This window comes from Arthrobacter sp. B055-34, assembly GCF_059090425.1.
The window spans coordinates 614045-632897 of record NZ_JBNHFQ010000001.1; the positions used below are offsets into that span (position 1 = coordinate 614045).

14 protein-coding genes are annotated in these 18853 nt (G+C 66.6%); 6 read left to right on the forward strand and 8 right to left on the reverse strand.

The window, feature by feature from the left end:
• Nucleotides 1-45: 45 nt before the first annotated feature.
• From AC5RWO_RS02740 to AC5RWO_RS02755, 4 genes are all read right to left on the reverse strand, one after another.
• On the reverse strand, nucleotides 46-2151 hold the full coding sequence (locus tag AC5RWO_RS02740; RefSeq protein WP_498729194.1) for a LuxR C-terminal-related transcriptional regulator: 2106 nt from the start codon (nucleotides 2149-2151) through the stop codon (nucleotides 46-48).
• A gap of 329 nt (nucleotides 2152-2480) precedes the next feature.
• Nucleotides 2481-5324 (reverse strand): helix-turn-helix transcriptional regulator, encoded by a 2844-nt coding sequence (locus AC5RWO_RS02745; protein ID WP_498729195.1) that lies wholly within the window; start codon nucleotides 5322-5324, stop codon nucleotides 2481-2483.
• Between the two features lie 2 nt (nucleotides 5325-5326).
• Nucleotides 5327-8029, reverse strand: a complete 2703-nt coding sequence (locus AC5RWO_RS02750; RefSeq protein WP_498729196.1) for a helix-turn-helix transcriptional regulator — start codon at nucleotides 8027-8029, stop codon at nucleotides 5327-5329.
• Between the two features lie 843 nt (nucleotides 8030-8872).
• A complete protein-coding gene (locus tag AC5RWO_RS02755) occupies nucleotides 8873-10390 on the reverse strand; it encodes a SulP family inorganic anion transporter (protein WP_498729198.1) in 1518 nt (505 codons plus the stop codon).
• Between the two features lie 206 nt (nucleotides 10391-10596).
• Between AC5RWO_RS02755 and AC5RWO_RS02760 the strand changes: the two genes are divergently transcribed.
• The 4 genes from AC5RWO_RS02760 (at nucleotide 10597) to AC5RWO_RS02775 (ending at nucleotide 14150) form a co-directional block, all read left to right on the forward strand.
• On the forward strand, nucleotides 10597-11586 hold the full coding sequence (locus AC5RWO_RS02760; protein ID WP_498729200.1) for an ATP-binding cassette domain-containing protein: 990 nt from the start codon (nucleotides 10597-10599) through the stop codon (nucleotides 11584-11586).
• The gene (locus tag AC5RWO_RS02765) at nucleotides 11586-12401 is read left to right on the forward strand and encodes an ABC transporter permease (protein ID WP_498729202.1); all 816 of its coding nucleotides are present in this window, start codon (nucleotides 11586-11588) and stop codon (nucleotides 12399-12401) included. Before AC5RWO_RS02760 ends, AC5RWO_RS02765 begins: the two co-directional genes overlap by 1 nt.
• Nucleotides 12402-12552: 151 nt before the next feature.
• A complete protein-coding gene (locus tag AC5RWO_RS02770; protein ID WP_498729203.1) occupies nucleotides 12553-13116 on the forward strand; it encodes an avidin-fold protein in 564 nt (187 codons plus the stop codon).
• A gap of 74 nt (nucleotides 13117-13190) precedes the next feature.
• Complete coding sequence (locus AC5RWO_RS02775; RefSeq protein ID WP_498729204.1) at nucleotides 13191-14150, forward strand: DMT family transporter; 960 nt, start codon at nucleotides 13191-13193, stop codon at nucleotides 14148-14150.
• Nucleotides 14151-14241: 91 nt separating this feature from the next.
• On the opposite strand, the gene zapE is transcribed toward AC5RWO_RS02775, so the two are convergent.
• Nucleotides 14242-15381 carry a cell division protein ZapE gene (gene zapE, locus AC5RWO_RS02780; protein WP_498729206.1) on the reverse strand — a complete coding sequence of 380 codons (1140 nt, stop codon included), beginning with the start codon at nucleotides 15379-15381 and terminating at the stop codon, nucleotides 14242-14244.
• A gap of 70 nt (nucleotides 15382-15451) precedes the next feature.
• Between zapE and AC5RWO_RS02785 the strand changes: the two genes are divergently transcribed.
• The gene (locus AC5RWO_RS02785) at nucleotides 15452-16114 is read left to right on the forward strand and encodes a TetR/AcrR family transcriptional regulator (RefSeq protein WP_498729207.1); all 663 of its coding nucleotides are present in this window, start codon (nucleotides 15452-15454) and stop codon (nucleotides 16112-16114) included.
• Here the strand turns inward: AC5RWO_RS02785 and AC5RWO_RS02790 are convergent.
• Nucleotides 16111-16293, reverse strand: a complete 183-nt coding sequence (locus AC5RWO_RS02790) for a helix-hairpin-helix domain-containing protein (protein ID WP_498729209.1) — start codon at nucleotides 16291-16293, stop codon at nucleotides 16111-16113. The two genes, AC5RWO_RS02785 and AC5RWO_RS02790, sit on opposite strands and share 4 nt — an antisense overlap.
• Before the next feature lie 502 nt (nucleotides 16294-16795).
• On the reverse strand, nucleotides 16796-17374 hold the full coding sequence (locus tag AC5RWO_RS02795) for an NADPH-dependent FMN reductase (RefSeq protein WP_498729211.1): 579 nt from the start codon (nucleotides 17372-17374) through the stop codon (nucleotides 16796-16798).
• Between the two features lie 104 nt (nucleotides 17375-17478).
• On the opposite strand from AC5RWO_RS02795, the gene AC5RWO_RS02800 reads away from it, so the two are divergent.
• Nucleotides 17479-17973, forward strand: coding sequence for a MarR family winged helix-turn-helix transcriptional regulator (locus AC5RWO_RS02800; RefSeq protein ID WP_498729212.1), 495 nt, complete (start codon nucleotides 17479-17481; stop codon nucleotides 17971-17973).
• Between the two features lie 26 nt (nucleotides 17974-17999).
• Here the strand turns inward: AC5RWO_RS02800 and AC5RWO_RS02805 are convergent, their stop codons facing one another.
• A complete protein-coding gene (locus tag AC5RWO_RS02805) occupies nucleotides 18000-18812 on the reverse strand; it encodes a class I SAM-dependent methyltransferase (protein WP_498729213.1) in 813 nt (270 codons plus the stop codon).
• Between the last annotated feature and the right edge of the window lie 41 nt (nucleotides 18813-18853).

Consider the following 18853-nt stretch of genomic DNA (forward strand, 5'->3'; position numbering starts at 1 on the left):
GACTCATGATGAACCGTGTTTCTGCTGTGGTACCGCCCAGCTGACTTAGGCAAACGCGCCGGCCGGGACAGCCGGCGGGCCAACCTGCAATTTCCGGTAAATTTGCTGCAGGTGGCCTTCCACGGTGCGGATGGACACGTGCAGCCGTCGCGCGATGACCGCATTACCGGCGCCTGTTGCTGCCAGCGAAGCGATCTCACGCTCACGCCCACTGAGGGCATCGTGAGTGGCGCCGCCGCCGGGCGCGAAGTCCGGCAGCCGGCGTTCGGCAAGAACGAAACTGAGCGCGGAGCGCATCAGCGAGGTGTCGTGCTGCCGCGCCGCGAAGGTCAATCCGGCACGGGCGGCCTCCTGGGCGAAGACCCGGTTCCGCTGGGCCACGGCCTGGTCCGCCGCGGCGAAAAGCCGGCCCGCGTCCTCGCGCGCGAGGCCTTCACCGAAGAGCCCGCACAGCCGGGCAAAGTCCCCCTGCATGTGGCCCGCGATGCCGGCCAGCCGGGCGGCGGACCCGGTGGCGCCGAGCCGGACCGCGCCGCTGACGAACAGCAGCTCGTCCGCGAGCGCGCCGTTGGTGTTGGCCTGGGCGGCGCCTTGCAGCAGCCGGGCGATGGCCTCGCCACGGTTGTCTGGGACGCGTCGGGTGGTTGTGCTCGGTCCGCCACGGGTGGCGGCGGTGGCCGAGGCCATGCCGCCGAGGTAGCGGATCCAGACCTGCTGCTGCCAGCTCAGCCCGGTAGTGCCGGCACGAAGTACGACGGCGGGAAGCCGGCTGAGGTGCGCGCGTGCACCTTGCGTATCGCCGGCGAGGGCGGACGCGTAGGCGGCCGCCGCCGCGGCAAGCGCATCCAGCCCGTTCTTGGACGGGCCGGTCTGGAGTTGCGCCAGCACGGGACGCAGCCTGGCGAGCGCCTGGTCGGCCAGGCCTGCATCCGCGCTGGCTATCGACTCGGCGATGTCGATCCACAGCCAGGTTCCGGCGTGGCCGACCGGCGGACCGGGACTGAGGGAGTCCTGCCGGCGCGGGCTGGCGGCGGCGAACAACCGGCCGAAGCCGTCCCACATCCGCTGGTGCGCCAGCGACCGCAGCCCGCGGGCGGTCCCGCTTGTCCGGTGGGCAGCCCTGGCACTGGGATCGGCAAACCCAGGAGCAATCCTGCCCGGCTGGCTCGGCCCGCCCATGTGGTCGGGACCGAGCAGTTCGGCGGCGAGTTCCAGGGCCTCGGTTTCGTGGCCGGTGGCGGCCTTAGCCTCGCAGAGGACGGCGCCGGCGCGCAGCCGCAGGGAGGGGTCCCCCGATTGCAGGAGATCCACCACGCCCGCCGGAACCTCAAGGTAGCGGCCGTCGAACACCGCTTGCTCTGCAGCGGCGAGCACCGCCGGAGCCGGGCTCGTGGCAAAGGGCGCGGCCGGCTCCGGGTCTCCTTGCAGTGCGTCTGCCATCGGCCGCGCCTCGGTGAGGATCCATCCGTCGTCGCACTGGACCAGCCGGCCGGATTCAACCCATTCCCGGGTGAGCACACGCAGCAGCCGCGGGTTGCCGCCGCTGGCTTCATGCAGTGCCTGCACGGCAAGGAGGGTCAGTCCCGGGCCAAGTACCGCGCTCAGCCATTCAGCGGTTTCTTCCACGTCGAAGTCCGCCAGGTCTGTCCGCAACAGCCTGCCGTCCTTCCACAGGCGAAGCAGCCCGGCAGGTGTGCGACGCGCATCGTTGGCACACACCAGAAGGCGGGCGTCGCCGTCGTCGGCCATTGCGGCAATGATCGTGGCAGCGAGCGGATCGATCGCGTGCGCGTTGTCCACAAACAACAGCACGGGCTTGCCGCCCGATCGCCGGTGCAGGAAACTGGCCACACTGCGCACAACCGCCAACGGATGGCCCAATTGCGCTTCGGGAACCTCGGCGAGCAGCACGTTCAGCGCGCCGTAGGCAAGACGTTCGACGGCGTTGCTGCCGCGGAGGTACTCGATGTGGGCCTTGCCGTGCAGTCGGTGGAGGACGTCACGGGCCAAGGAAGTCTTGCCGGTACCGGGGCCGCCGATCATCAGCACGCCGCGGCCGGACCGGGACGCAGCGAAGGCGGCGGCCAGGTACCTGGCCAGGGAATCGGCGAACTCGCTGCGGCTGCCTACCGTGATTGGAGCCGGCGGCATGGAAGGCGGCAGGTGTATGTGTCGGTGCGAAGTCTTCTCATCCGGTGCGAGCGGTAGGTCAGACCACGCCGATGTAGGGCTGAACATGATGAGACCAATCGGCTGAAGCTACGTGCTATCGAGCCTAAATTTTTGCCGCTGCGGTGTCTTGCGTAGCCGGTACGGGTTCTTCGCGCCGAGGCGGCCGGACTGTACTCAGGAAACTTGGAGAAAGCTTGTCGACGGCGAGCGGACTACTCAGGTAGGTACGTGCAGGTACCGGCAGGCTGCCGCCGGGAGGCGCCGGCGGCCGGAAAGTCCGGACGGCTACTCGGTTTTGCAAGGCCGCGTCAGTCCAGGTGCTCCGCAGTCAGGTCCTCGCGGTTGCTAATCTGCAGCTTGGCGAACATGCGGTAAATGTGGCCCTCCACGGTGCGCACGGACAGGCTCAGCCGCGCGGCGATGTCCGAGTTGGCCAGCCCATCCACCACCAGACGGCCGATTTCCCGCTCGCGTCTGGTCAGCCTGGCCTGCACCGTGACAGTGCCGGCCTGGCCTCCGTATGCCCCCGCCATCGCCCAGCCGGCACCGGCAGTGGACAGGCCGAAAGCGGACGGGCCGGCCCCGGACGATCCGCGCGCCGCAAGTCCCCGCGCCGCGAGACCGCCCGGCTGCAGTCCGCCGGCTGGCAGTCCGCCCGCCCCGCCCGGTTGCGGCCCGCCGGCGGTATCCGGCACCAGGGACAGTTTCTGCAGCTGCCGTTTGACCTGCTGCAGAAAGTCCTGCCGTCCGGCGGCTCCACCGGTGTGCTCGGGCAGCAGGTCCCGCTGCTGGAGGCTCTGCAGCGTCAGCCGCAGGGCATGCCCCGCCGAGGGATCGCGGCTGATCCGCAGCACGGCGTCCATGTCTTCGTCGCGCAGGGCCCGGGCGAACGCGGTCAGTTGCGCGGCGGGCGTCCCCTCGGTCAGGTCCGCGACTTTGACCAGTTCGTCCAGTTCCGTCAGGTCGCCCAGGCGCAGGCTCAGCTGCCGCAGGTCCAGCTCCGTGCTGGCCAGGCAGCGCCTCCTGGCGTCGCCGCTGAGCGCACGCAGCTTCCCGAGTCCGCCGTCGTCGTTCTGAATGAGGTAGCCGGCGGCGGCCACGTAACCCCGGCTCAGCAGCTGCAGCTGCGGCACCGATTGGTAAGGCACGTCGGCGTATGCGGCGAGGTATGCGCCGGTTAGCGCGGTCAGTCCGGCCATGGCGGAGGCGTAGGCGCCGGACGCGAGGGCGATGGGCAGCAGGTGTTCGAGGTCGGACTGGCGCAGTCCCTCGACGGCGGCCGTGAGCATCTGCAGCCCGCTGGCAGTGCGCCCCTGCAGGATCTCGCGCATGGCGTAGGCGTAGCTGACGGCGCCACCGAAGTAGAACAGGCCGCGGTGCCCGGTGCCGGCGTACCGCTCCAGTTCGAGCCGCACCTCATCCCATTCGGCGAGCCGCACGCATGCCATGATGTGCGTGGTCAGGACGTATTCGTAATACCCCAGCAGCTCGTCTTCGTTCCGCCGCAGCAGCGCCAGCGCCTCGCGGGTCAGCGCAGCGCCACTGACGAGCCGGCCGGTGGCGGCATACACATCGCCCAGCAGAGTCTTGATGACCAGCTCGGTCTCGGGGAAGCCGTCCGAGGCCGCCTGCAGCTCGCGCAGTTCGGCTTCGGCTTCGGCCAGCCGGCCTTCGGAGAGTTTGGCGTGCACGCGCATCAGGCGGTAGCCCTGCTCCGCAATAACGACGGCGCGGCTCGCCTGCAGCTTCGGATTCGCACCTTGAATCCGCTCCACCGCCCGCGCCCATTGGTCGGCCAGGTCATACAGTCCGGCCGGCCCGCCGTGCAGGTGCAGATGCAGCTGGCCGGCCAGCAGTGCCGCCTGTTTGGCCGTGCCCAGAGCGTCGGTCCGGGCCAGCACGCCGGCCAGCATTTCCCCGGCGCGTTCATAATCGCCGGAGTGGAAATGGGCGCGGGCCAGGGCCACCTGCGCCGCGGGGCGGAACGCCGGATCCCTGACCGCGCCAGCGGCGCGCAGGGCGAAGCGCGAGTGGAACAGGCCGTTGGCCACCTGGGCCGCCTGCAGCAGCTGCTGGTCCGGCACCGGCACGCCGCACTCAAGAGACCAGTCCACCGAGCGCAGCAGCGTCTCCATCGGGAACGGCCGGGAGGCCTGCTGGCCGAGGTAGGCGGCCAGGCTGCGCCGGATCCGCAGGCTGCGCCCGGCGGGCACCATGGCCCGCAGCACCTGCGCGTAGATCGGGTGCGCCACGCGGACCAGCTGTTCGGCGTCGTCGCCAATGGTGATCAGCCGGGCTTCCACCAGCGCGTCGATCTGGCCCCCCGCGCCGGTCTGCAGCAGGACCTGCAGCGGCACCGGGTCCGCCAGGGCCACCGTCTCCAGCAGTTCGCGTTCGGCCTCGGTGCAGCGGCTGAAGTGGCCCTTGATCAGATCGGTCAGGCGCAGGTCAGGCGGCAGCGGCTCCCCGCCCAGCAGCCAGACACCGTTGCGTTCCACCAGCGTGCCCTCCCGGCGGACCTGGGCCAGCAGCGCCAGCAGGAACATCGGGTTGCCGCCGGCGGACTGGACCAGGGCTTCGCTGATGCTGGGCAGGATTTCGCCCTGCAGCACCTGGCGGCAGAGCTCGTGGGCCTGCGCCCGGTCCAGCGGCTGCAGGGTGTGCCGCAGGATCAGCCCGTCCGTGGCGAGCGATTGGATTTCCGGCGGCGGCGCCTGGATGGTCCGGCTCATCGCCAGCAGCCTGACCGCACCGGACGCCACCAGCTGCGCCGCCAGCAGGGAGCTGGACTCGTCGAGTTCGTGGACGTCGTCGATGACCATCAGCACGGGCGCCTTGCCCGGTGACAGCCGGTGGATGTACGCGAGCACGGACCGCATGGCCGGCAGCACGGAGTCCTTCCGCTCCACCTGCAGGGAGGACAGGTACGGGGCCAGCGCGCCGAACGGAATGCGCGCGAGGCTTGGGCTCGCGTAGACGCGCAGCGGGGTCATCTCGCTGCCCAGCTCCGCGATGACGGCGCGGGCGAGCGCGCTTTTGCCCAGTCCCTGGTCCGCCACCAGCAGGGCTCCCCCGGTGGTCCGGATAGCGTGCAGGACCGTGCCGACGTCCCGGTCCCGCCCCACCAACCCGATGCTTCCGAATCCCTCCATGGTCAGACGAGAAGTTCGGCAAGCTCGGTGCGGCTGGAGACATGCAGCTTGCTGTAGATCTTGCCCAGGTGCCAGTCCACCGTGCGCGGCGAGAGGTTCATTTGCTCGCCGAGCTCCACGCTGCTGCGGCCGCGTGCGGCGGCCACGGTCAGTTCCTGTTCGAACCTGCTCAGCGTTTCGAAGCTGCGGTGCAGATCGTGGTGCCGGCGCAGCCTGCGGTAGCTGGTGTTGGCCAGTTCCCGCGCCTGCCGGGCCGTCAACGGATCCGGTGCCGCGGCCTGGGCGGCGGAGGCGGCCTCGTAGGCAAGCAATTCGTTGCCGTCCCCTCGGGCGAGCTGCGCGGCCTGAAGCCAGGCGCCGCCGTCGTTGTTAAGCATTCCCGCGGCGAAAAGCCTGCCGGCCCTGGCCAACTGGCCCGCCGTCTCCGGAATCCGATCCAGGATTACGACGGCGGCTTCGCGGTCCCCCAGCCTCGCGGCCGCGGTCAGGAAGAGCGCGCTGTGTGCGACCAGGCCCCGGCCGGCGGCCTCCTGCGCAAGCCGTTTCAGCTCGGCGAGCGCAGTTTCCCGGGCGCCGAGCAGGGCCTGCGCGGTGAGGCGGAAATAGGCCGCGACCACGCCGATGTTCCAGGGCGGCTGTTCCCCGATGGCAGCCTGCTCGTCGAGGTAGTGCCGGGCGCGGGCGATGTCGCCCTGCAACGCGCTGCAGTAGGCTGCGGCCGCCAGCGCGGCGGGCTTCGCGCCCGCCGGATCGCGCCGCCGGAGTTTGGCCAGCGCCGGCAGCAGATGGTCCAGCGCCTCGTCGGGCAGGCCGCCGGACGCGTGCAGCAGACCGGCTGCCAGCTCCCCGCCGGTCCCGGTTCCGGAGCTGCGGGCAAGGCTGACGAAACCAGTGCCGCGCCGGGGCGACAGCAGGTCCGCGGCGCGGTGCCAGAGTCCGCAGTTGAAGTAGATTTCGAAAACCCGCACCAGCACGGTGTCCCGCAGGGCCGGCGAGAGATCAGGGTTCGCGGTACCGGCTTCCAACCAGGCGACGACGGCGAGCGCGTCCTCGCTCCGCCCGGTGAGGGACCAGCCTTCGGCCAGCAGGCAGCCGGCGTAGAGCCGCATGCCCAGCGGCAGGCTTTCGTCGCCGTAAATGTCTTCGAGCTCGCGGGGCAGCTGTGCGTGCCGGCCCTCGAAGGTGGCGTACTCGGATTCGATCAGCACCGCCTCCCAACGCAGGGGCGGGCCGCCGTCGTTGTTGGTGGTTCCGCCTTGCTCGGCCTGGTTGTCCCTGCCAATGGCGGCCTTGAGCTGCTCGATTACGGCGCGGGCCTCGGCGGCCCGGCCCGGGAGACGGCGGAGCACGCGGTGCCGCTCGACGCACAGCAGGGTCCAGAGCCGCAGGTTTCCGCGTGCCGCCTCGAGAACCGATTCCAGCGCCTCGGCGGCCGCGTTGAGTTCGCCCAGGCTGCGCAGGGCGTTGGCTTCCTGGAGCACCATTTCGGGCCGCTTCCGGTGGTCCGGCACGCTGCGGACAAAGCGGAGGGCACCGGCATGGTCGTAGAGCCGGTTGGCCAGCTGCGCGGCCCGCAGCGCGGCCTCGGGCGGGAGTTCGACGCCGCAGTCGATGCTCCAGGAGGCAAAGCCCATCAGCGTGCCGCCCGGAATCGCGTTGAAGTCGATGGTGGCGGCCACGGCCTCCCGCAGTTCCCGGCTGCGCGCCGGCGGCACGGATTCGCGCACGGTCTCGGCGCTGAGCTGGTTTTGCAGCCGGACGATCGGCGGCGAGGTGGCAAGCACGCGCATCACGCCGTGCTCTTCCAGGACGTCCAGGTCCTCCGGTGCGGCCAGCCGCTGCAGCGCCGCGAGCGGCAGTTCCACCGCGAAGGCCAGCAGCTCAATGATGCGGCGCTGCTCGGGGCCGTATCGGTTCAGGCGGGCACGGATGACCTCCGCAATCTCGCCCGAGCGGACCAGCGGCGCCACCAGGTCCCAGCTGCCGTCCTGCTCAACGAGGGTGCCGGCGTGGCGCTGCTCCGACGCGAGCATGCGCAGGAATCCCGGACTGCCAGAGGTGTGGCTGTGAAGATTTGCGACGGCGGTGCGGGCCACCCGCCCGCCGAGCAGTGCCTCGAGGTAGCCGGCGCTCTCCTCCAGCGTGAAGGGCGCAAGATCGATCCGCCGGACGTGGCCATCGGCCCAGAGCCGGATGAATTCCTCGGCCGCACCGGTCAATTCGCGCGCGAGGATCAGCACCTTCGCCTGGCCGGAGACCGCCATTTGGGTCACGGCCATAACGGACATCGGATCCAGTTCATGGGCGTTTTCGACTAGCAGGACCGGCGTCCGGCCGTCTGCCTGTTCGGTCAGCAGCCGGGACAACCCCTGCATCGCCAGCACCGGATGGTCCAGCACGTGTTCGGGCAGTTCGCTGAGCAGATAGCCCAGGGCCGCGTAGGGGACGTTGGCGGAGAAGGCGCTGCCGCGTACCGGGACAATATGGTGGTTGCCGTCGAAGGTCTTGAGCGCTTCCAGCGCCAGCGCGGTCTTGCCCACGCCCGGCTCCCCCACGAGCATCGCCCCCACCTGCAGGTTGTCCTGCAGTGCGGAACGCACTTCCTCGATCTCTCGCTGCCGGCCCACAAAAACGTTGGCTGGCGCCGGGAGTCCCGCCGCTGATACCGGGTTGACGCCGTCGCGCGTCAGTCCGATGGTCGACACCGTTCCTACGGCGCGCCCGGCTGGCTCCGGAAGATGGTCGGTTTGGTCCGATGCCCGCGCAGTCCTGGCACCCGGGTGCACTGCAGCCGCCCCCAAGACACGGCCGCGCACAGATCTTTTAACTGGTTCACGCCTCACACCTGCCACACATTCCCCAACGTCGGCGTTCCTGCATTGAGAATCAGCATACTGACGGCAGGCAGAAGTAACCAGTGTTTTGGAAAAACCTGTAACGCAGTAATAACGCCCGGCTGCTCAACAGCGGACGGATCCTGACCTGGCTGCGCGGTTGGGGCCAGACCCAAGGCGGTCTAATAGCCGTGAACAATGCGCAATTCGAAAGTGCTTTTTCCTGCGCGCGGATATGAAGTTCAAGGGTTGCTAACAAGTTCCGCCCTGTCGGTTAAAGCTATCAATTTCCGTTACAAATGCCCATACTTTCAACGCCGGAGACTAAGGCACTTTTCGAGATTAGCCGGGCGGAGCTGCGGGCGGGAGCGTAACCGGCCGGAATTTTGCCGTTTAACTAAGTCCGGTGCCGCACCGAGGATGCGGCACCGGACGGTGCGAGGAACTGATTCCGCTGAAGCAAGCGGATTCCTCTTTTCGGGACGGGTAGTCATCGGACCCGGCCACGTCTGGAATGTGCGGACACGTATTAGCCACCGGCGCACATTAGCTGGACCCCAAAAAATACCGACGGAACGTTGTACGTAGGCAACTTTTCGGTAAGAAAAGAATACTCCTGCCCGACGCCAAGGGCCAATAACTATTGGATAAACGCACCGTTCCGAAATGCAACGGTCTGGTCACCGGCTGATAGCACTTCAGCCGTCAGGCGGGTCAGCCGTTGAGTTTGCCCGCCAGACGCTCGCGCATCAGCACGGACGCTTCGTTCAGCCCGATAATCTGCAGGCTTTTCCCAAGGCTGCGGTACTTCTCCGCGATGGAATCGAGTGCGGCGATGGTGGAGGCATCCCACAGATGCGAGGCGTGCATGTCGATGATGATGTGCTGCGGATCGGTGGCGTAGTTGAACTGCGTGTAGAGGTCGTTGGACGAAGCGAAGAACAACTCGCCGTCCACGCGGTAGGTAGCCGCCTCCTCCCCGTTGACCTCCAGTACGGTGCGCTCCACGGTCACGAAGTGCGCCACCCGGCGGGCGAAAAGGACCATGGCGACCAGCACGCCGGCTCCGACGCCGATGGCGAGGTTGTGCGTCCAAACGGTCACGACGACGGTGCTCACCATTACCCCCGTTTCCGACTTGGGCATGTGCTTGAGGGTGGACGGCTTGATGGAGTGCCAGTCGAAGGTCGCGATGGACACGTAGATCATCACGGCGACGAGCGCGGCCATCGGGATCAGCGCCACCACGTCACCAAGCACGACCACCAGCAGCAACAACAGCGCGCCGGCCAGGAAGGTGGAGATTCTGGTGCGGGCACCGGATGCCTTCACGTTCATCATGGTCTGGCCAACCACCGCGCAGCCGCCCATCCCGCCGAAGAAGCCGGTGACGATGTTGGCCACGCCCTGGCCCCAGGACTCGCGCGTCTTGCTGGAGCGGGTGTCGGTAATGTCATCCACCAGCTTGGCGGTCAGCAGGGATTCGAGCAGCCCGACGAACGCCATCGCCAGCGCATACGGTGCGATGGTCCGGAACGTGTCCAGCGTGAGCGGGACATCGGGGATGAACAGGCCCGGCAGGCTGTCCGGCAACTGCCCCTTGTCCCCCACGGTGGGCACCTGGATGGCGGCCAGCACGGTCACCAGCGTTAAGGCGACGATCGCGACCAAAGGCGCGGGCACCGCCGTCGTTAGCTTGGGTAGGCCGAAGACAATCAGAAGGCCGACGGCGGTGATGGGGTAGACGAGCCACGGCACGCCCAGCAGCTCCGGCACTTGTGAACCGAACACGAGGATCGCGAGCGCGTTCACGAAGCCGATCATGACCGAACGCGGGATGAACCGCATCAGCCTGGCCACGCCCAGCACGCCGAGCAGCACCTGGAAGATGCCGCCGAGGATCACCGTGGCAATCAGGTATTGAACGCCGTGGCTGGCCATCACCGGCGCAATGACCAGCGCCACCGCGCCTGTCGCGGCCGAGATCATCGCCGGCCGGCCGCCGACGAACGAGATGGTCACCGCCATGATGAAGGACGCGAACAGGCCCATGCGCGGATCCACGCCCACGATCACCGAGAACGCGATGGCCTCGGGAATCAGCGCCAGCGCGACCACCAGGCCGGCGAGCACCTCGGTCTTGAGCAGCCGCGGGGACTTCAGCGTGCGCAGTACGGACTGCCGCTCATCGGGAGTCAGTTCTGGCTTGGTGGCAGGGGCCGGGGCGGGCATGGCTGTTCCTTATACGTGGTGATGTGGGCGTGGAGAGGGATGGATGCGGAAAAGGCATCAGGTGTACAACTCTAATCGCCCTGCACGGACAGTCGGGGCCAGAGGCACGGACAGAAGATGTCCACATAGCTTCGCGATCCCATGGACTGGCTCTTGCCGCAGGCGTAGCGTTTTCACATCGCGAATGCCATCGACCAGGGGTCGCCATGATCCACACGAGCAAGCTCACCAAGACCTTTACCGTCAAGAAAGAGAAGATCCAGGCCGTCAAGGGCGTGGATATCGACGTCGAGCGCGTGGATATCGACGTCGAGCGCGGCGAACTGGTCGCCTTCCTCGGGCCCAACGGCGCGGGTAAATCGACCACTCTGCGCATGCTCACCACGCTGCTGGCACCGACGTCGGGAACCGCGCGGGTGGCAGGGGTCGATGTCATCGCGGACCCCGCGGGGGTGCGCTCGCGCATCGGCTACATCGGGCAGGGCAATGGCGGCGGGCACAGCTACCGTGTGATCGACGAGCTCATCATGCAGGGCCGCTTCTACGGGATGAACACCACCGACGCGCACGCACGGGCAGACCAGCTGCTCAAGTCGTTGGAACTGGAGGAGCTGAAGAAGCGCACCGTCATCAAGCTCTCCGGCGGCCAGCGGCGGCGCATGGATGTGGCGCTGGGGTTGATGCACTCCCCCAGCTTGCTTTTCCTCGACGAGCCTTCCACCGGCATGGACCCGCAGAACCGCGCGAATCTGTGGGAACACATCATGCGCATGCGCCACGAGCACGGAACCACCATCGTGCTGACCACCCATTACCTGGAGGAAGCGGACACAATGTCCGAGCGGGTGATCGTCATCGATCACGGCGAGATCATTGCGGACAACACGGCCAGCCGGCTCAAGGCAGACCTGGCCGGCGACCTGCTGGCGGTGGAAGTCTCGGCTGCCGCGGCGCCGGAGGTGCGGGGCCTGCTCGGCCGGGCGGCGGCCGCAGGCGAGCTGGAAGAAACAGCGCACGACGGCGTCATCCGCTTCCGTCTTCGGCTCCCCGACGGCGCACGGCTGGCACCGGGACTGCTCAAGGACATGAACGATGCCGGTGCGCCGGCCCTGCGGCTGGAGCTGAAACCGCCCACCCTGGACGATGTTTTCCTCGAACTGACCGGCCGCAGCCTGCGCGAAGGAGGCAAAGTCTGATGCAGCTCCAGCAAGCCGCTGACGCCGGCACCGCCGTGAGGAAACCCGGGGTCGGGCGGATCCTACAGGACACCAAGTACGTGTTCTGGCGGGAAATGCTCCTGGTCATCCGGGATCCGTTCGCCCTGATCTTTTCGCTGGTGCAGCCGCTGGTGTTTCTGGCCCTCTTCGGGCCACTGCTTGGGGCGGCAGTGGGTGCGGAGGCCTTCGGCGGCGAGTCCTCGCTACAGTGGTTCCTGCCCGGCGTCGTCGTCATGATCGCCCTGTTCGGCACCTCCATGACCGGCTCGAACCTGCAGTACGAGCTGATGACCGGCTCCTACGAGCGGATCCTGGCCACACCGCTGTCCCGTTCCTCGCTGCTGATCGGCCGGGCGCTGAAGGAATGGGCGCCGCTGGTCCTGCAAGGTCTGGTGATTGCGCTGGCCTCCATCCCGTTCGGGTTCGTGTTCTATCCGCTGCACGTGCTTTTCGGACTCGTGGTGATCGGGATCTTCGGCATCGGCCTCGGTGCTCTCTCCTACGCGCTGGCGCTGGTGACGCAGGGGAAGGAGTGGGTGTTTTGGGGCGTCCAGCAGACACTGCTGTTCCCCCTGATGATCCTCTCCGGCATCATGCTGCCCATCGAAGCGGGTCCGCGCTGGATGCAGGTGCTGAGCCTGTTTAACCCGCTGACCTACATGGTCAACGCCGAGCGGGAGTTGTTCGCCGGCGGGCTCGGCTGGGACACCTTGTGGGGCGTCGTCGCGGCGGTGGTTACCGCCGTCATTGGTCTGGCCGTGGGAGTGCGGGTGATCAAGCACAGTACTGTTTGAACGCGGCGATTGACCCGATTAGGTGAAACATTCCAATCCTAGGCGGATTCAACACGCCCGGTCATTGTGACCTTTTCGTGATGGCCTCTACTCTGTATCCATGTCTCAATCAGTCTCAGCGACCAGTTTTTCGGATTTGCCCGACGGCCAGATGGAAACGGACGCAGGATTACTTCCGGGCGAGGACCAGCCGGCCATCGCAGTGCCGGACTCCGGAGCCATTGAGGACTCCGGAGCCAGCGCCGAGGTCGAGTCCGCTGAAGCCGCCGACCCTGTGAAGGACACCGAGGCCGAGCCTGAAGAAGGCATCGACGCCGGGGAAGGCACCGAGGAGGACGACGAGGCTGAGGCTCCCGATCCTGCGGCGGTGAAGGCCGTTATTGACGGGAAAGTCTTCGCCGCCGTGGCCAACACTGCATCGGGCGAGGTCGGGCGCACCACGCGCTTCCACTACAGCCAGGACGGCAGGATGATCTGGGCGGAATACTCCGGCGGCGCCGTTGTCCGCGGTTATCTGGTGGGAACGCGCGACGGCGACCGGCTGGATTTCCGCTACTCGCACCTGAACATCAACCTGCAGACCGCCAACGGAGTGTGCGCAAGCAAGCTGGAGGTACTCGAGGACGGGCGCATCCGGCTGCACGAAACCTGGCAGTGGGAATCACGCCCGGAACGAGGCACCAGCGTGGTGGAAGAAATCCCGGCGAGAAGCTGACAACTATCGGCAAGGAACTGCCATCCTCGCCGCCGGCCGGTGTGCCGTGTGGAGGAGTCGGATAATCTGACGGCGTGAGCTCCCCTACGCCTTCCGTGCCGGTCAAACCGCTGACGAAAACGTTGACCCCGCTCGTCCTGGTTGCCGTCGTGGTGACCGTGCTCGCCTGGGCCAGCGCGTTCATTGTGATCCGCGGCGTGGGAACGGACTTCACGCCAGGTTCCCTCGCCCTGCTGCGGCTGGGCGTCGGCGCCGCAGTCCTGGCCATCGGACTAATCGGCCGGCCGTGGGTGAAACCAAGTCCACGGGAATGGCTGCTAATCATCGGTTGCGGCGTGATGTGGTTCGGCGTTTACAACGTTGCCCTCAATACCGCGGAGCAAACGCTCGATGGCGGAACCACGGCCATGATCGTGAACTTCGCTCCGATCCTGATCGCCCTGGGTGCGGGCGTTTTCCTGCACGAAGGCATTCCGAAATGGCTCGCGATCGGCGCCGGCGTGGCCTTCATCGGCGTACTGCTGATCGGCTTCGGCACAAGTGCAGACAGCGCTGCAGGCAGCGGAACCGGCGTCATCTGGGCGCTGGTAGCGGCGTTGACCTATTCGGTAGGCGTGCTGCTCCAGAAACCTGCCCTGCGAAGAGTACCCGCGGCGCAGGTGACGTGGCTGGCCTGTGCCATCGGCACCGTTACCGCCCTGCCGTTCACCGGCGAACTCATCGTTGACCTGCAGGATGCTTCGGCCGCGTCCATCCTGGGCGTCGTCTACCTCGGCGTGGTGCCGACCGCCATCGCGTTCAGCACCTGGGGGTACGCGCTGACCAAGATGCCAGCCGGGCAGCTCATCGTTTCCTCTTACCTGGTGCCGCCTGCCGCCATTGTGCTCGGGCTCCTGTTCCTGGGCGAGGTGCCGACGCTGATCGGGGTGATCGGCGGGGCGGTGTGCCTGTTCGGCGTAGCACTCTCGCGCCGCCGCAGCTCTGAGCCCGGGATCAGACGCAGTGAGGCCGTGAACCAGGAATCGCTGGAATGAGCAGGTGGCGCAACGGACGGTCTACCCTATTGTGTGGGCCGCGGCGTTGAGTTGGTTCACGCTGGCCTGCAGTTGGCCCACACCGCGGCCTTCAGTTGACCCCGGCTGCTGCCTTAAGTTGCCCGAGGCGGCTGGCGATGCGGGCGATATCGACGGCGGAGGGACTCTCCGACGGGCTCAGGTCCAGGGGTACTTCGCTGATCAACGTCAGCGGAATGTCCGCGTCGTAGAGGATGTCCACAATATTGCTGAAGCGCTGCCAGCCGTTCATGCTGATCTCCTCCCGGGACGGCACCGCGGTAATCACCCAGTGCCGCCGGGGCCGAACCAACGCAAGGTAGTCCTGGGTGGCGGTGGGCGTCTCGCAAAGCTGCCGGAAATCAAACCAGAGTTCCGTCTCCGTTACGCGCAGCGCCTGCAGCGGCCACGTGGTGGGCCGCAATTCCACCGCCTCGTGCGGTTCCGGCACGGACAGGCCGGTTTCGTCGAGCGCGTGGCCCACGTCGTCTGCTCGGGCGCTGATCACGCTGCCGTCGCTGAACCGCGGACCTTCGCGGCCGCCGTCGTTATTTGAAGGCAGGGAGCGGTAGTCCACCGGGCCGGCGACGCCGGCCACCTGCATGTGTTTTTCGATCAGGGCGATGGTGGGAGCGAACAGATCGTGGAAGAGGCCGTTGGGCATCAGGGAACCCGGCGGGTAGTTGGAGGTGGTGACCAGCGCAATGCCGCGGGAGAAAAGTGCGCGCAGGAAACGGGCCAGCAGCTGGCCGTCACCGGGATCGTGCACATGGAATTCGTCCAGGACCAGCAGGGCGCAGTCCCGCAGCAGCGAGTCGATGGCCAGGTCCACGGCGCTGGTACCGGCCGGCCGCGACGGCGAATCCTGCGCTTCGCGGCGGCGGGCATGCAGCTCGCGGAAGAAGTCGTGGAAATGCCAGCGCTTCTTGCCTTCCAACGGCAGCGCAGCGAAGAACTCGTTGACCAGCCAGCTCTTGCCTCGGCCAACTGGACCCCAAAGGTAGAGATTCCGCCGCTTCTTATTGCTCGATGCCAGTGCGGAGGCTACGTTGGGAGCGTGCGCGGTGGAAGCATTAACTGTCCTGGCGGCAACCTCCGCCAGTTGCCGGATGGCTTGGAGCTGGTACTCGTCGAGATCGAAGCCAGCCGCTGCCGCACGATGCGCAAAGTGCGCCAGAATTTCCTGCTTGGTCTGCGACTTGCCCCTCAACACGTCATTCCTTTCCTTTCAGACAAGGTACTCTACATCTGTAGAGTACATCGAACGATCAGGAGCCTCCCCCGTGGAAGCAGCATTACCGCAGGTCCATCACAGCCCGGAAACCTCCGCGCACGACGACAAGGCGCAGCGCCGGACCCTGATGACAGAAGCAACCACGGAAATCATCGCCCACGAGGGCCTACGGGCCCTGACACACCGGGCCGTGGATGCGCACCTGAACCTGCCGACGGGCTCCACCAGCTACTACTTCCGGACAAAGGACGAACTGCTGGCAGGCGCCTTGGAGTACCTGCGCGAGCGTTCGATGGCGGACTTCGAGAACTCCCATCTGGAAGCGCCGCGGACTGTCGAAGAGGGCATGGACATTGAGCATGTGGCCACTCGTATTGCCCAGTACCTCGACATCCAGCTGAGCACCCGCCCGCACCACATCAAAGCGCGCGTAGCCCTGGCCCTGGAGCTCTCCGAGCGCGAAGAGTTCCGTGGAACGATTTCGGACGCACTGTTCTCGCAGTCGCGGGCGCTGGAGCTTTTCGAAGCGCTGGGCTCAACGGAACCGGCCAAACTCGCCAGCGGCTTTACGGCGCTGATCGAGGGGCTCGCCTTCCGCAGCCTGCTCGAGGGGAATTCATCCCTGGTCCCGGGCAGCCGGCGGGTGGATGTTTTTCACGAGGCCATCGCGTCCTACCTGCTGGGCGTGGGTGACCCCGAACCGCTGGACTAGGCAAAGTCCAGCTTGTGCTCCGCGAATGCCTCGCGGAGCACCCTGATGGCCTTGGGTCCCACGCCATGCAGGGCCAGCAATTGAGCCTCCGTATAGGCGGCCGCCTGCTCAAGGCTCGTAATACCCTCGCCGTTCAGCGCACGGGTAGCCGGCTGGCCGATTCCACGGGGTAGTTCCATGGTGGCTCAGCGCCCGAGCAGCACGAAGGCCCAGGCCAATGCCGCAATACCGAAGACGATCAGGACCACCCCCACGGCCAGCACCAGCCGCCGTCGTGCTTCCTGCCGCTCATTCACAGGGACACCTTCCCAGCCAGGTGCACCGCTGGCCCGATGGCGCGGGTTGCCTCGCTTGCCTCGGTTGCGCCGGTTGCCGGTGCCGGTCCGGGACCGCCCCGTCCTGGTCCTTGCCGCATGCGTGCTTCCTCCCCGTCGAATTCTTCCCCAGCCCTGCCGGCAATCGCCGCGGCCTCCCCGACCATGCCGTTACCCGTTCTGACGCATCGATCGTATCCAATCGGCCGTCATGAGGACACAGGCAGCACCGTACGGTGGATTAATAGACGGGGTGAATTAAAAGAACAAGCGCTCCATTCCCCCTCATGGGCAGGTGGGGGAACAGAGCGCTTGCAGCTTGGAGGTCCGCGACGCTGGCTGGTGGGCCGGCGCGCGGGGGGCCGCCTTAGCTGGCGGCGACGGCTGCCTCGGCGCGGACGGCCTCCATGGCGCGGGTCCACGGGATGAGCTGATCGAGCATCGGGGCCAGGGTGCCGGCGTTCTGCTCGGTCGGCTTGAAGTCGGAGAAGTTCTCGAAGTCGGTGAACAGGGAGAACATGACCTGGTTGCGGACGTGGGCAATCTGCAGCTCGGAGAGCACGTTGCGCAGGTGCTCGGCGGCGCGGGCGCCACCCATGGAACCGTAGGAGACGATACCGGCTGCCTTGTTGTTGAACTCCACGTTCAGGTAGGACAGTGCATTGGCCAGGGCCGGGGTCAGAGTATGGTTATACTCGCCGGTAACGAAGATGAAGCCATCGAATTCGTTGATCTTGGCGGACCAGGTCTTGGTGTGGTCATTCTGGTAGTTCTGGTACATGGCCGGGTAGGCCTCGTCCAGCAAGGGGAGGTTGAAGTCTGCGATGTCGACAAGTTCGAATTCGGCGTCAGTGCGGCCTGCGGTCTGGGACAGAACCCAGTCGGCTACGCCCTTGTTGTTGCGGCCCGGACGGGTGCTGCCGGTGACGATTGCAATCTTGGTCATGTGGATAACCCCTTCAGGTTGTTGACACGTCATTGATTTGTTGACATGTCAATCATGCACAGGGGACACTTGAATTGTCAACCATACTTGGAGGGGGAAGCTTAGTGAGCTCGGACACGCGGTGGCTCGATCAGCACGAGCAGGACATTTGGCGCGCGCTGCGCGAACTCATCTGGGGTTTCGAATCCGCCATGGACCGCCAGCTGATCCGCGACTCTGAACTCTCGGGCGTGGAGTACTCCGTGCTCGCCGCCCTCTCCGAAGCCGAGGATGGCATCATGCGGGCGCGGGACATCGCCCAGGCGCTGGACTGGGAGCGGAGCCGGCTCTCCCACCTGCTCAAGCGGATGGAGGCCAAGGGCCTGGTGGCACGGACGGAGTGCGAGTCCGATGCACGCGGATTCAACATTTCGATGACCGACGCCGGACACAAGGCCATAGTGCAGGCGGCCCCGGGACACGTGAGCTTTGTCCGCGAGAACGTTTTCGACCCGCTGTCCGATGAAGAGCGCGATGCCCTGCACTCCGCGGCCACCAAGATCCAGGCGTCAATCCGGGCAGCCGGGCTCTGGGAGAACCGTGGCGCGCCAAAGGCATAGCGGACGCGTCGTGGCTACCTGGCTTGCTAGGGCCTGCGCCCGTTGATCTTGCGCCCGAGGACTAAGTGTCCTTGCAACGGCACTGTCAGCGAACCGTCTGCCTCCGTGAAAGGTTGCAGAACGGCCGCCGCTTCCGCACGGATGCTGGCAAACTGGTCCTCGCTCAATCGCGCCATCAGCGGGGTGCTCTCTACTTCCACCGCCACGAAATCCGCGGCCGAGGAGTACTTGGCCTTGCCGATGTGCGTATGGGATTCCACCTCCAGCAAACCCGCCTTGGCAATGAGCCGCTCAAGTTTTTCCAGGTCGCCGCAGGCCCAATAAACGCCTAGAAGCGACATGGCGCCGGAACCCGCATGGCGCGAGACCAGCTCCACGAAAGGCCCATAGCCTGGCTGGTCCTCCAGGCGCCCAGGGACCACAACCGCAACTGTTCCGCCGTCGACCGCCGCCCTGCGCATCTCCCGCAGCGCCGCCACGGCATCCGGAAAAAACATCAGCGCCATCTGGCAAAGCACTACGTCAAAGGCGTCGTCCTGCACGGGCAGCGCGGCCGCGTCACCCTGTAGCCAGCTGATCTCCGGCCGGACCCTGGCAGCCACGGCTAGCATGGCGGGGTTAATGTCCACGCCGGTCACCGCTTCCGCCCCGGTTATCTCCGCCGCAGTGCGGGCTACAATCCCGGTACCGCAGGCAACGTCAAGAATCCGCTGCCCCCGGGTCACTCCGGCCACGGTTACCATCTGCTGCGCCCACTCCGCGAACATCGCGGGAACGAACTTTGCCTCGTAAGCCTCGGCCGCTGCTTCTTCCAGCTGGAAGCTCTCTGTACTGGCCATTATTCTCACCTTTTCGCCCGGTCTTATTTGTTGCGCAATGC

Coding starts and splice junctions, on each gene's coding strand:
- AC5RWO_RS02790 (WP_498729209.1), bottom strand. CDS start 16,293: ATGGAACTACCCCGTGGAATCGGCCAGCCGGCTACCCGTGCGCTGAAC.
- AC5RWO_RS02795 (WP_498729211.1), bottom strand. CDS start 17,374: ATGACCAAGATTGCAATCGTCACCGGCAGCACCCGTCCGGGCCGCAAC.
- AC5RWO_RS02760 (WP_498729200.1), top strand. CDS start 10,597: ATGATCCACACGAGCAAGCTCACCAAGACCTTTACCGTCAAGAAAGAG.
- AC5RWO_RS02765 (WP_498729202.1), top strand. CDS start 11,586: ATGCAGCTCCAGCAAGCCGCTGACGCCGGCACCGCCGTGAGGAAACCC.
- AC5RWO_RS02770 (WP_498729203.1), top strand. CDS start 12,553: ATGGAAACGGACGCAGGATTACTTCCGGGCGAGGACCAGCCGGCCATC.
- AC5RWO_RS02745 (WP_498729195.1), bottom strand. CDS start 5,324: ATGGAGGGATTCGGAAGCATCGGGTTGGTGGGGCGGGACCGGGACGTC.
- AC5RWO_RS02740 (WP_498729194.1), bottom strand. CDS start 2,151: ATGCCGCCGGCTCCAATCACGGTAGGCAGCCGCAGCGAGTTCGCCGAT.
- AC5RWO_RS02755 (WP_498729198.1), bottom strand. CDS start 10,390: ATGCCCGCCCCGGCCCCTGCCACCAAGCCAGAACTGACTCCCGATGAG.
- AC5RWO_RS02805 (WP_498729213.1), bottom strand. CDS start 18,812: ATGGCCAGTACAGAGAGCTTCCAGCTGGAAGAAGCAGCGGCCGAGGCT.